Genomic DNA, 13,322 nt, shown 5'->3' on the forward strand with positions numbered 1-13,322 from the left:
GTTCATTATGAAGGAGAATTATATGAAAAACAAACAAAATCAGCTATTCCATCAACATTTACAATTATCCAGAACTATCGTAAAAAATATGAACGAACAGATCACAAGCCTGAATATTTATCATAATCAATGGACAATCTTGAATTATTTAAAGAACTGCGGTTATTCTACCATCAATGACATATCCAATTATTTGGACGTTGATAGCGTGATCATTACCCGTTCCGTGAATAGCATGGAAGAGAACCATATGATCAAACAAGTCCCTGGGAAGGATGAAGAGGAAAAGCGAATTGAACTCACGCCCAGAGGAAAAGAAGTACATATGAAATGCATGAAGATTGCGGATAAGATCGAAGGAAAAGCCTTAGATGGCATTTCCGAAGAGGAGCAGGACTTATTTTTCCAAACACTGCTTAAAATTCTAAATAATATTAGAGATTAATTGCCATCATTCTTTTAAATCCCTTTTATTTAAGCGATTCAAAAGCTAGAGCCACGCCTTTTTTAACAGGCGAATCCCTTCTTTGATATCTGATTCAGATAAACCGCCATATCCCATCAAAATGGTTGGATGGTTGTCTTTCTTTGAATGATAAACCGAAGTGGGGTACACCTTCACTCCCTTTCTTTCAGCGGTTTGAATAAGCTCGGCTTCGGATTTATCACTATGGACTTGCACTAGAATATGTAGTCCGGACTTCTCTCCTATTACCGTTATTTGATCATGGAAGGTTTCTTCTAGTTCAGCAAGCAACACTTGATTCTTTTTTCGATACAGGATTCTCATTCTATTCAGATGCCGTTCCCAATGGCCATCTTTTATAAAAAGACAGACCGTTTCTTGGATCATTTTGGAAATGGTCTGTTTGTATCCTTGTAATTTTCTTTGGTAAAGATCGGCTAACTCAGGAGGTAGTACCATATATCCCGCTCTAATCGTGGGAATCAATGATTTAGAAAACGTGCCTAAATAGATCACCCTTCCACCTGTATCCAGACCTTGCAGAGACGGTATAGGTTTGCCTGTATGTCGGAATTCCCCATCATAGTCATCTTCAATAATATAGCCATTCTTTCTACCTGCCCATTTCAATAATTCCACCCTTCGTGATATGGGCATGATCATTCCTAACGGGAATTGGTGAGAAGGGGTAACATAGGCGATATCAGCTTGGCTTTCCTTTAATGATTCCACGCACAACCCGCTTTCATCACAAGGAATGAACCTCATCTCAGCTCCCTCCACTTTCAATACTTCTCTCACCCGATGAAACCCGGGGTCTTCCAACCCAAATACTCTCTCCTTGCCAAGAAGAAGCCGCAAAAGATGAATGAAATACTGTGTACCCGCTCCGATGATGATTTGATTAGGGACACACCGAACCCCTCTTGACTGAAAAAGGTAGTCCGCAATTTCGTTCCTAAGACCATGCTCCCCTTGAGGGTCCCCGCTGATGAACATGTCCCTTTCCTGAAGGTACAGCGTATTATTCATGCACTTTTTCCACACGGTATGTGGGAAGGAGTCGATATCCACATGGCCATAATGAAAATCTATCATGTTGGTTACACTTGGCAAAATGGTCTCTGGATTACTAGTCGTGGTTACTTGCTCCATAATGGAAGAAATCCGATCGATTTCCGCTGCGAAATATCCTTTTCTCACCCGGCTCTCCACATACCCTTCCGCGATTAGCTGCTGATAAGCTGAATCCACCGTATTCAAGCCAATACCTAAATGAACGGCTAGCTTTCGTTTTGAGGGTAACTTCATTCCAGCCTTTATTTGCCCATTCTGAATTTCCCTTTTCAAATAGTGATACAGTTGAACATATAATGGTCGATCCTTTGTTTTTTCGAGTTGAAAAGTGATTTCGTACATGGCGCCCACCCCTTTTACTGGTTCCATAAATTATAACAGTTCTGGTTCTTATTATAGTACCAGATTTTTTTTATAATCAAGATATTACTTGATTGGAGGAATGAACATGAAGCCGTTTGAATTAACCGGGAAATACGTTTCACTGGTACCCCTGATGGAAAATCATATCGAACCGATTTACACAGCCTCCCTCCCCAAAGAAATCTGGGTATGGAGTGCGACGAAGATTTTGTCTCATCAAGACGCTGTGGAATTTGTACAGCAAGGCATCTTATCAAGGGAAAAGAATCAGCACCATCCCTTTGCGGTAATCGATTCTTCGACTCAATCGGTTATCGGCAGCACAAGCCTAAGGGATATACGATTCGATAATCAAACAGTGGAAATCGGCTCGACCTGGTATCACCCTTCAAAGTGGAGAACAGCCGTCAACACCGAATGCAAATATTTACTTTTACAGCATGCCTTTGAAACGTGGCACATGAATCGCGTAGAATTCAGGACAGATGAGCTGAACAGAGCTTCACGTGCGGCCATTGCTAGGCTTGGAGCTGTTGAAGAGGGGATGTTACGAAAAGAAAAAGTACTGAAAGATGGGAGAGTCAGAAACACCATGGTGTTCAGTATCCTCAAAGAAGAGTGGCCGAATGTGAAGCAGAAGTTGGAAGGGTTTTTGGGGAAATGAATCAAGAGAGTGCCCATTCATTTGGACACTCTCTTGACCATGGATTAATTTTCGGATGATTGTTTATGAGCTGTACTTTCCTTCTCCTTTTGCTGTAAAGATTCATTCTGCTTTTTAATAGAACGAATGAATATGAATACGACAATAGCGAAAAAAAGTGGCATGAGCAACGCAAATAATAGATAAATGGAATCGCCGAAAAGCATGATTTTTCCTCCTATGCTCTATCCAGTAAGATGGGATGCCTACATTGGATTGATTTCCCTAACGGCATTAGGTGCTCCCGATGGTTTGAGATAAACGAATCATGTCCCTGCACTGTATCCCATTTTCATAAATGGGCTCTGGATAATTCCTCGTGAAAAAATCGCGATCGATATCGGTTATTCTAAATCCACATTTTTGATAAAGGGCCAGCTGCCCCATCCCTGAATTACCCGTGCCGATTTCGATGGAGTGATACCCCAGTGACTTCGCATGATGAACCGCATGATTGACCAGTCTTTTCCCCAGGCCTTCACCTTGGTATTGTTCCGCGACAGCAACGTTGACGATTTCTATCGTGTCATCGGTCAATCCCTTCAAGACATACACGCCGGTTATCAGCCCATCCGATTCAGCGACAAAACACGTGCCCCTCTCCAAATAGGTCTCAACCAATTCTTTTGAAGGATCAGCAAGCAACAGTAACTCCATCGGTGGTACTTCATCTGGATTCAAGGGTCTAATTTTCATGACATCCTCTCCTAGATTCTATATTCATTTCTTCAACCAACTCTCCCATCAATACCGAGGCGGGAAGCGTTCGACTCCGTTTGTATCCTTCTCCTGCCCATAGAGCCATCAATTCAGGTTCGCCTTTTTGTCCCGCCACCTTTCGCATCTGTTTCGTCATGTGATGAACATAAGGATAGGTTGCCGGGGCGACCCTGTCATATTCCATTAAGAAGCGATTCACCAATCCCCGAGCACGGCGGCCGCTAAAAGCCCGGGTGATCGCCGTATCGGTAAACCGTGGATTATGGAGCGCTGCCTTATGAGCTGGGCTTGCGCCACTTTCCGGGCAACATAGAAAAGCGGTTCCCAACTGTGCCGCTACTGCCCCTGCTGCAAGAACACCGGATATGTCTTTTCCATCCATCAATCCGCCTGCGGCAATTATCGGCACGTTCGTTTCTTTTTTTACGATCTTGATCAATTCCAAAAGCGCTTGGTCACTTTCTGACTCGTTATCAAAACTGGCACGATGGCCGCCTGCCTCAATCCCTTGTACACAAAGGATATCCGCTCCCGCCGTAACTGCAATTTGTGCCTCTGTAGGGTTCGTCACCGATACCGTAACAAGCGTACCGGCATGTTGGAGTTCCTTGATGATACCGGATTCTGGACACCCAAATGTGAAACTCACAACGGCGACCCGGAGTTCTTTTAACACGGCTATTTTATTGACCCAGTCATCATCGTCGCTCATGGGTTCCCCTATTGAAGCCCCTACACTTTCCGCCTCTTTTTGTATTTTTTCCCGGTAGGCGGTGAGTCTGGATTCATCCACAACCTCTTTACTTGGCACGAACACATTCACGCCAAAAGGCCGCCCAGTCAATCGGCGCACCTCTTCCATTTCGTTTCTCATTTCCTCTGCAGTTTTATATCCAGCTGCGAGAAACCCCAATCCTCCTGCAGCAGAAACCGTTGCGGCCAGTTTCGGTGTGGATGCGCCTCCAGCCATTGGGGCTTGAATGATGGGATATTTCATTAAATCTTGAAGCATTTTTAAGAGGCCCCTTTCATTTTTCATGATTCACTTATCAAAGTTATGTTTTCTTGGTATAATGATTGTCTGTAAGAGAAAAGTGTCTTAACTGATCACCCTTTATATCTTGCAAATATAAATCATAGGTGGTAATTAAAAAATGGAAACAAAACCATATAGAGTTTTATTGTATTACTTGTATACACCAATCGAGAATCACGTAGAGTTCGCTGCCGAACATCTTGCGGCATGTAAAGAACTTGAATTGAAAGGCCGGATTTTAGTTGCCCAGGAAGGGATCAACGGTACGGTATCCGGTACAATCGAACAAACCGAAAAATACATGGACATGATGAAAAGCGATCCCCGCTTTGCTGATATGGTCTATAAAATCGATGAAGCCGATGGCCATGCCTTCAAAAAAATGCATGTCCGTCCAAAAAATGAACTGGTTACGCTTCGATTGGAAGATGACGTCGATCCAAACCAGACGACAGGGAATTACTTAAGCCCAAAAGAATTTTACGAGCAAATGCAAGATGAAAATACAGTCGTACTTGATGCGAGAAATGACTATGAATTTGATTTGGGTCACTTCCGCGGCGCAATCAAGCCAGATATCACGAATTTCCGTGAACTTCCGGAATGGGTACGTGAGAATAAAGAGATGTTTGAAGGTAAAAAAATCCTTACGTATTGCACAGGCGGAATCCGTTGCGAGAAATTCTCCGGATGGCTTGTCAAAGAAGGCTTTGAAGATGTCAGCCAGCTTCACGGAGGCATCGCAACGTACGGAAAAGACCCTGAAGTGCAAGGCGATCTTTGGGATGGTCAAATGTATGTATTCGATCAAAGAATTGCCGTTCCGATCAATCAAAAGGAACATGTCATCGTCGGCAGGGATATCTTCTCCGGAGAACCATGTGAGCGTTATGTGAACTGCGCGAACCCGGAATGCAACAAGAAAATCCTTTGCAGTGAAGAAAACGAGCACAAACACTTACGCAGCTGTTCCCACGAATGTCGGGTGCACCCACGTAATCGCTATGTAGTCGAGCATAACTTGTCTGAAGAAGAAGTCGCAGAACGACTACAACTTATTAAAGAAACGGCTACAGCAGAATAAGCCATGAAACCCGAATCAATCGACTCCTTGTCCTGATTCGGTTTTTTTTCATGCTTTTCTCTTACTTCTATATCACGATAGAAAAATCCTTTTTTTTCAGCTTTTTTGTCTATGGTTGAATTAATATGTTGCGTGGTTGAAATATTGCTTGGTATGGTTGAAATAATTCGGATTGCGGTCGAATTATCGTCGTTCGTGGTTGATTTAGGCTAAGCTAAGCTACAAATAGTATGTAAAAAGCGATTCCTCCATAGAAGAATCGCTCATCCCTTACTTATCTGTGCTTACTACAATCCCGCATGCTTGCCTGTCACCGGCATCACCTGTTTTCAACGTGTCCTCATTCGGTCCCTTTTCTCCATCCGTTTCATAATGATCAGGAATATTGGCAAAGTTGTCCGGATTTGCATGAACGATGACCGAAAGCTCTTCTTGCTTCAGTTGTTCCACTGTCATGTTATCCAACGTGGCTGTATATTTGGCTGTTCCATCTTCTTTAGCAAAAAGAGGAAGCATATCCCCAGCATGATGGGAGTGCTTTTCATCTGTTGGATTGAAGTGCCCCCCGGCTGTAGTAAAAGGCCCTTCCTTTGCATCCGCTTCACATGCTGCATTTTCATGAATATGGAACCCATGATAACCGGGTTCCAACCCTTCCAGTGCTGCTTCTATCAAGACGGAATTCTCTTCCGCGGAAAAATTGACAGTACCTAAAGTTTTACCCGCAGTATCCTTAACTTCCGCCTGTGCTTGTGGGTCCACTTCCGTTTGTGTTCCCTGTACCGGTTTTGAATCTTCCACGGTTTTGTCTGCATTCGTTGAGTTATCCTCTGAATTGCATCCATACAACAAAAAGGCGGCACATGCTGGCAAAAGCAGCTTTTGCTTATAGTTCATCATCAGTACCCTCTCTCTTTCATTTATGTATAGTCTTCTTAAATCATTTCCACTATTTTGAAAGGATAAACAGAGAGAGGGATAAATGGGAAAATAGATTCTATGAGCATGATAAAAATCTAACTAATCTCACAGTAAAAAATTTTCCATACTAGTTTATTAGACTCACCTCTTATAATGGAATCACCCCAAGAGTGATAGCCACGATCGTCATTACAATCGTTGTCCCACACGCCCATTTAAATAGAAACTTTTGATGATCACCAAAGTCCACACCAACCAGCCCAATCAGAATGAATGTGGCAGGAACCAAGGGGGATAAGGGAAAGCCTGTTGTGGAATGACCTAATAAAGCGGCCCTCCCGATTTCAACTGGGGCAATTCCAAAGTTCGCCGCAGCCTCGCTAATGATGGGAATAATTCCAAAGTAATAGGCGTCAGGTGAAAAAATGAAGCCCATCGGAATGCTAGTAAGTGCCACAACAACAGGTAGATGTGCACCAAGCCAATCTGGAATAACGGTCACGATGGAAGAAGCCATCGAATCCATCATCTTCGTTTCCGTGAAGACGCCCGTGAAAATACCCGCAGCAAAGATAAGTGTACAGATCATAACAAAACTATTGGCATGGCTTAATATCCTTTCCTGCTGTTCTTTTGGATTTGGAAAGTTAACGAATAATGCTATGGCAAAAGCCGAAGCGAATAAGATTTGTAGAGGCAACACTTCCATTACCAAAAATACCATTAACGCGATCGTCAATAACCAATTAAACCAAAACTTCATGGTTGTACCATTAGTAGCTTCAACCGCAGCAGCCTGTTCACCTAACCCTGAAGGCATTGGTGTCTGCAATGAAGTGATGCCCAATCTAGCTCTTTCCTTCTTCCCAAGGATATAGGCGGAAAACAGCGTCCATATCAGCCCTGCAATCATGACCGGAATGAGCGGAATGAATAAGTCTGATACTTCCACTTGTAGACTGGCTGCTGCTCTTACCAACGGGCCGCCCCAAGGGATGATATTCATGACGCCTGCAGCTAAAGCAACCACACACGCCAATATAAGCCTATTCATTCCTAACCTTATATAGAGCGGCAACATGGCTGTTACGGTGATCATAAAGGTGGAAGACCCGTCACCATCTAACCCTACTAGCATCGTGATGATGGCAGTGGCCATCACAACCTTTAGTGGGTCCCCCTTCACAAGGCTTAGTATCTTGGTAATCATAGGTTCAAATAAACCAACGTCTAGCATCAAGCCAAAATATAAAATAGCAAATACAATCATAACGGCCGTTGGCGTTACCTTTATAATCCCCGCCATCATCATTTCTCCCATTTCCGACGCAAACCCACCGATCAATGCAAAAAGGATGGCAGTGAAAATGAAGGCAACCACTACAGAAAGTCGCTTTGAAATGACTAAAATAAGAAATGTAAAAATCATGCAAAATCCAAGAATCGATAACATGTAGACTCTCCCCTTACTATTTGAAATATTAACTTTCATCAAATATTTTATATTTTCTGAAAAATTAGTATTTAGTTAGTATAACACTGGGTATTTCATTAAAAAACAACTTTTTCAAACTAGATTTTTTTCTTGCCCTGAAGCATGTCTGAATCAAATACATTTAATAGAATAGGGTAAATCTGTATACTGAATAGTAAATATCAGGTAGAAAGAAGTGTTACATGTATATGGATGTTCATAAATTGGCCAAAAGGAATCTTTTCATCATGTGGTTTGCCAACTTCTTCATCGGTGGTAGCATGACGATGGTTCTTCCCTTCATCTCGTTATACATCGGTACATTTGGCAATTATTCGGCACAATATGTCCAGCATTGGTCGGGGTGGACATTCGGAATTACCTTTGTGACCGCCTTTTTGTTTTCCCCCATTTGGGGACGAATCGGGGACCGTTATGGTAGAAAGAAAATCCTGATTGCCTGCGCCTTCGGTATGGGCCTATCGATTTTCTTGATGGGATTTGTAGAAAATGTCCTGCAGTTGTTCTTATTAAGAATGTTCATGGGCATATTCACTGGCTTCATCTCCATGTCACAAGCTTTCATTTCCACACAGACACCTAAAAAGATTGCCGGAAGGGTCTTGGGTACTCTTCAAACGGGGAATATAACCGGCTCCCTTTTCGGACCATTGATTGGCGGCGTACTTGCGGATACTCTCGGCTACTCAACAGCGTTTAAGTTCACTTCCATCACAATTTTCGTCTCTGGACTTCTTGTATTCGCAACCAAGGAATATCAAGTTCAGCGACAAAAAGGAACAAAAGCCAGGTATTCGAGCCGGGAGGTCCTCTCGCACATTTTACGGAACCCCATTCTAGTGAATGTCATGCTCATATCAACGATTGTCCAGGTGGCTCATTTCAGCATCCAACCCATTCTATCTTTATATGTCGGGGAACTGCACGGAACTACTAATCTGGCTTTTTACTCAGGCATCGCCTTTTCCGCAGCTGGTCTCGGAAACTTATTGATGGCCAGGTACTGGGGCAGGATAGGCGACCACCATGGGCATATAAAGATTCTGGTGCTCCTTCTTTTCCTCACAGCACTCGTATATTTGCCTGGAGCTTTCATCAATCACTTTTGGCAACTTGTATTTGTACGGTTTGCATTAGGTATAGTCATAGGGGGAATTATCCCTGTAAGGATTGCCTATATCCGCCAAGAGGCTCCCGTTGCCATGCAGGGGGAAGTGCTTGGATATAATACTAGTCTCCGTTTTTTAGGCAATATCATCGGCCCGGCAATGGGAGGGATGGTTGCAGGATTTTATGGATTTTCAGCCGTTTTTATAACGACCAGCTTCCTGCTGCTGTTAGCAGGACTGGTCCTGTATTTGGCGTTGCATCGCAACCCGGAGTTGGCCCGGCATTCACATTGATTAGAAGACCTTTAGCAAAAAGAAGACACCCGTTAGATGATCCATCTAACGGGTGTCTTCTTTTTCATTCAAACTTACCCAACAAGATGGTTGGACCCTCTCTGTAACAGAACTTTTCTTTGCCCAATTTCTTAGAAATTTATTTTTTACATAGCTATAATAAAATAGTATAATATACCTAGTAATATATACCTAACAAGGGGTGTCAACATGTATCCGACCTTCACATATTATGCAAAAGTTCACATCATCAAGGATCAGCGTTATTGTGAATGTGGAATTATTCATAACTACCGGGGAATATTCGAGAAAAAAGACCTGAAGAAGGTTAAGTTTAAATCGGTTTCCGATATCACCTGCAGATCTTGTCGGGAAAAGTTCTTAAACGAAAACCCTAAGTCCTAGGGATATCTATTCATTCCCTCGTTTTCCTCCTTCTGTTTTTTTAAACATTATCGTGTTTTTCTGTATATTTATAGATTTGATTCTTTTTTATGTTAAGATTATTTAAGGTGAAAATCCACAAACCAGACATATCAAGCTTTTGTCGCGGTGGGTAGATTTCCAAGATTTACTTTTTTCTTGGTTTTTTTTCGCCTAAAATTAGTTTAAAAGAGGGTTAAAATGCTTTTTCCTACTATCAAAACGGATGAAAGACACATCGTAAAAGACAAACATACGTGTGTATGTGGTACGCGATACAATGTATTCGCTATGTTAACCAGAAGAGATCTTAGAAAGATCATCTTCAAGCATTACAAAGAAGTTACCTGTACAGCATGTAAATCTAGCATTATACATAAAGAAGAATAAGCAGGACATGCCCCCTCCTCTCTCTAATGCTTCTACATACTCATGCAATCAAGTCCACCCCTTTCATAGTATTATTTCATTCATCCCACAGTGTAAGGAACCGGAATTTACTTATGACTCGTAAGTTCAACAAAAAAAGACCATCTCGGGTCTTTTTTTGTTGAAGGTGGCCCACTTGGATCTTTCTATTTGGCCTAATTGATATAAATAAGGAAATTTCCATTCAATTATGAATCCATAGATAGAATAATGAAGTCATGCTATAATCTAGTACGTTACATTAGCCAATCCATACTTATATAGAGAAAAAGGAAGTGTCGTTTTGAATATATCTACATTAAAACAGGAGTGGTTTTGCAACGTCCGCGGAGACGTACTTTCCGGAATCGTCGTTGCCCTGGCCTTAATTCCTGAGGCAATAGCTTTCTCCATCATTGCCGGGGTCGACCCGATGGTGGGATTGTATGCTTCCTTCTGCATCGCCATCGTCATCTCCTTTGTTGGTGGAAGACCAGGCATGATTTCAGCGGCGACCGGGGCGATGGCACTCGTGATGGTTGACCTTGTAAAGGATCATGGCTTGAACTATTTACTTGCCGCAACCATATTAACTGGGATCCTTCAAATTCTACTGGGCGTCTTTAAGATTGGGAAACTCATGAAGTTTATACCGAAGCCGGTTATGACTGGCTTTGTGAATTCTTTGGCCATTATGATTTTCATGGCTCAGCTCACTCATTTCAAAGGGGAAACGTGGGTCATGTATGTCATGACAGCTGGTTCACTCGCCATCATCTACCTTTTCCCACGGATAACCAAGGTCGTCCCTTCCCCGCTGGTCGCAATCATCTTCATGACCATCGTGGCCGTTGCAACAGGTGCTGCTGTACGGACCGTAGGCGACATGGGGCAATTGAGCGAGGCTCTTCCCATGTTCTTGATTCCGGATATCCCTTTGTCATTCGAGACATTGGCCATCATTTTTCCTTATTCCATTGCCCTAGCGTTTGTCGGATTGCTTGAATCCTTACTAACGGCTCAAATCGTTGACGAAATGACCGATACGGATAGCAATAAAAACCGGGAGGCCAAAGGTCAGGGAATAGCGAACATCGTGGCCGGTTTCTTCGGCGGGATGGCCGGATGTGCAATGATTGGACAATCCGGTATCAACATCAAGTCCGGGGGACGAGGTCGACTGTCCACTTTCGTCGCCGGGGCCTTTTTGTTAATCTTGATCGTGTTATTGAATGATGTCCTCATTAAAATTCCGATGGCCGCCCTTGTTGCGGTCATGATCATGGTTTCCATCGGGACTTTTGATTGGTCCTCCTTGAAGAGGCTCCGTATCACGCCTAAAACCGAGGCGATAGTCATGATCGTAACGGTTATCGTTGTTCTTTATACGCATGATTTATCCAAAGGCGTATTCGCCGGGGTACTCTTGAGTATGATTTTCTTCTCGGCTAAAATTTCAAAAGTGTCTGTCGAGAAAACAGCGGACAACCAGGCTAGGCAAATCACTTATCGAATAAAAGGCCAGGTGTTTTTTGCATCGGTCCAAGACTTCATTTCGAAGTTTGATACGAAGGAAAAAGCAGATTCCATCATCATTGATTTTTCCAATTCGAAAATATGGGATGCCTCGGCTGTAGGCGCCGTCGAGAAAGTCATCTTAAAATACAGAGTACAGGGGAAAACGGTTCAAGTGCTCGGACTTGATCAGGAAAGTTCTCAGCTGCTAAAGAACCTCGCCTCATATGAAAAGTAAAAGGATGCATGGCTCCCCTGCATAAATTCTTGCTGAACCGCCAAACTAGAGTGAATGATACTCTGGATTGGAGGGAAAATCATGTCATCCGAACAGGATTATACTGCTGCAGATTTATCACCTGACCTTCTCAATGAGTTAAAACTCTTTGAAGGCAAAATACGTGAGGAATCAAACAAAGAGCTTATCGTGATTGCGTATGAAAAAGAGAAAGAAGCGTTGAATTGAAAAAAGGACTCGAAGCCACTTTCAAAGTGGCATCGGGTCCTTTTTTTATTACTTAGCGAAGATATCGGTTAAAACTGGTACAATTTGTTTTTTACGTGACACGACGCCTTCCAATACAGCAATGTTATTATTCAATGTTACGTTATACGCTTTCTCCACTGCATCCGCTGATGCTCCTAGAGCCAAGGCAACGGAATCATTCGTTAAGATATCCGTTACGACGAATAAGAATAAATCCAATTCTTTCGCGGCAATAACTGCATGAATCGCTGCTTCAATTTCTGATTGCTTTGCAAGCACTTCATTCGGATCAACAGCATTCACTTGAGCAATCTCAACTTTTGCCGTTCCCATTGAAAATTCTTTTGCATCAAGTGTGATGAGCTGATCGATGGTTTTGTCACTCAAGTCAGCACCCGCTTTTAGCATCTCCAAGCCATATGTTTCAGCATTCACGCCAGCAATTTCCGCTAATTCCATAGCAGCTGCGACGTCTTGCTCCGTGCAAGTAGGCGATTTGAATAATAAAGAGTCGGAAATGATGGCTGAAAGCATAAGTCCTGCAATGGCTTTAGGCACTTCAATTCCGTTTTCTTTATAAATCTTATTTAAAATAGTAGCCGTGCAGCCAACTGGTTCTGCGCGGTAATATAAAGGATCACTTGTTTCGAAATTAGCGATACGATGATGGTCGATGACTTCCAATACGCGTACCTGGTCAATGTCTTCGGCACTTTGCTGACGTTCGTTGTGATCGACTAAAATCACGCCATCCGCTTCCCCAGCCACTTTTTCAACAAGGCGGGGTGCTTCGAATTTAAATTGGTCCAACGCATATTGTGTTTCACCATTCACTTCACCAAGACGAACAGGTTCAGCTTGGATGCCCAGCTGCTTTTTTAGGTCAGCATAAGCGATTGCTGAACAGATAGTGTCGGTATCCGGATTCTTATGTCCAAAAACTAATATTTTTTCCACGATTTTTTCTCCTTTTTCCTAAATGATTTGCAGGGATTTTTCTTTTCATAACCAGAATCCCTAGTTTTGCTATGCAATTTATTTTAACACAAAAACCCTGACATTCCGCGATGGAATTTTGTATTCCTCCCTATATTCTTTCATCATCCTCTTCCTTTATCCGACCTTGTCAATAGATATGAATCAGTTTTTCACAAATATATATGTTGAATTATCAGCATGGATGGCTTACGATAATATAAGCATACATACTAGATATTGACT

The 13,322-nt window shown here is 42.6% G+C and carries 13 protein-coding genes; 6 read left to right on the plus strand and 7 right to left on the minus strand.

The genetic code is table 11. The features are described from left to right. Positions 1-22: 22 nt before the first annotated feature. Positions 23-445, plus strand: coding sequence for a MarR family winged helix-turn-helix transcriptional regulator (locus ACQKL0_RS12935; protein ID WP_402867625.1), 423 nt, complete (start codon positions 23-25; stop codon positions 443-445). 45 nt (positions 446-490) lie between these two features. Here the strand turns inward: ACQKL0_RS12935 and ACQKL0_RS12940 are convergent, their stop codons facing one another. After that, positions 491-1,885, minus strand: coding sequence for a PLP-dependent aminotransferase family protein (locus ACQKL0_RS12940; protein WP_427687970.1), 1,395 nt, complete (start codon positions 1,883-1,885; stop codon positions 491-493). A gap of 106 nt (positions 1,886-1,991) precedes the next feature. Here ACQKL0_RS12940 and ACQKL0_RS12945 point away from each other — a divergent pair, with 106 nt between their 5' ends. Next, positions 1,992-2,570, plus strand: a complete 579-nt coding sequence (locus ACQKL0_RS12945) for a GNAT family N-acetyltransferase (protein ID WP_402990276.1) — start codon at positions 1,992-1,994, stop codon at positions 2,568-2,570. A gap of 44 nt (positions 2,571-2,614) precedes the next feature. Here the strand turns inward: ACQKL0_RS12945 and ACQKL0_RS12950 are convergent, their stop codons facing one another. From ACQKL0_RS12950 to ACQKL0_RS12960, 3 genes are all read right to left on the minus strand, one after another. Then, on the minus strand, positions 2,615-2,776 hold the full coding sequence (locus ACQKL0_RS12950; protein WP_402867622.1) for a hypothetical protein: 162 nt from the start codon (positions 2,774-2,776) through the stop codon (positions 2,615-2,617). Positions 2,777-2,843: 67 nt separating this feature from the next. Then, positions 2,844-3,305: a GNAT family N-acetyltransferase gene (locus ACQKL0_RS12955; RefSeq protein ID WP_427687972.1), complete on the minus strand. Its 462-nt coding sequence runs from the start codon at positions 3,303-3,305 to the stop codon at positions 2,844-2,846. After that, positions 3,295-4,341 (minus strand): nitronate monooxygenase, encoded by a 1,047-nt coding sequence (locus ACQKL0_RS12960; RefSeq protein WP_427687974.1) that lies wholly within the window; start codon positions 4,339-4,341, stop codon positions 3,295-3,297. The genes ACQKL0_RS12955 and ACQKL0_RS12960 overlap by 11 nt, the downstream gene beginning before the upstream one ends. 142 nt (positions 4,342-4,483) lie before the next feature. On the opposite strand from ACQKL0_RS12960, the gene ACQKL0_RS12965 reads away from it, so the two are divergent. After that, a complete protein-coding gene (locus ACQKL0_RS12965; protein ID WP_402867619.1) occupies positions 4,484-5,449 on the plus strand; it encodes a rhodanese-related sulfurtransferase in 966 nt (321 codons plus the stop codon). A gap of 270 nt (positions 5,450-5,719) precedes the next feature. Here ACQKL0_RS12965 and ACQKL0_RS12970 read toward each other — a convergent pair whose 3' ends face one another. Both ACQKL0_RS12970 and ACQKL0_RS12975 read right to left on the minus strand, forming a co-directional pair. Continuing rightward, positions 5,720-6,349: a superoxide dismutase family protein gene (locus ACQKL0_RS12970; RefSeq protein WP_427687976.1), complete on the minus strand. Its 630-nt coding sequence runs from the start codon at positions 6,347-6,349 to the stop codon at positions 5,720-5,722. Between the two features lie 169 nt (positions 6,350-6,518). Then, positions 6,519-7,823: a CitMHS family transporter gene (locus ACQKL0_RS12975; RefSeq protein ID WP_427687978.1), complete on the minus strand. Its 1,305-nt coding sequence runs from the start codon at positions 7,821-7,823 to the stop codon at positions 6,519-6,521. Between the two features lie 230 nt (positions 7,824-8,053). On the opposite strand from ACQKL0_RS12975, the gene ACQKL0_RS12980 reads away from it, so the two are divergent. The 3 genes from ACQKL0_RS12980 to ACQKL0_RS12990 all read left to right on the plus strand — a co-directional run bounded on the left by ACQKL0_RS12980 (position 8,054) and on the right by ACQKL0_RS12990 (position 12,080). Next, positions 8,054-9,268 carry an MFS transporter gene (locus tag ACQKL0_RS12980; RefSeq protein WP_427687980.1) on the plus strand — a complete coding sequence of 405 codons (1,215 nt, stop codon included), beginning with the start codon at positions 8,054-8,056 and terminating at the stop codon, positions 9,266-9,268. 1,135 nt (positions 9,269-10,403) lie between these two features. Next, positions 10,404-11,852, plus strand: a complete 1,449-nt coding sequence (locus ACQKL0_RS12985; RefSeq protein WP_427687982.1) for a SulP family inorganic anion transporter — start codon at positions 10,404-10,406, stop codon at positions 11,850-11,852. Positions 11,853-11,933: 81 nt separating this feature from the next. After that, the gene (locus ACQKL0_RS12990; RefSeq protein ID WP_402867613.1) at positions 11,934-12,080 is read left to right on the plus strand and encodes a hypothetical protein; all 147 of its coding nucleotides are present in this window, start codon (positions 11,934-11,936) and stop codon (positions 12,078-12,080) included. A gap of 48 nt (positions 12,081-12,128) precedes the next feature. On the opposite strand, the gene ACQKL0_RS12995 is transcribed toward ACQKL0_RS12990, so the two are convergent. Further along, positions 12,129-13,058 (minus strand): manganese-dependent inorganic pyrophosphatase, encoded by a 930-nt coding sequence (locus tag ACQKL0_RS12995; RefSeq protein WP_427687984.1) that lies wholly within the window; start codon positions 13,056-13,058, stop codon positions 12,129-12,131. Between the last annotated feature and the right edge of the window lie 264 nt (positions 13,059-13,322).

It is taken from the genome of Peribacillus sp. NPDC097264 (genome assembly GCF_050277925.1).
In the GTDB taxonomy this organism is placed as follows: Bacteria; Bacillota; Bacilli; order Bacillales; family DSM-1321; genus Peribacillus.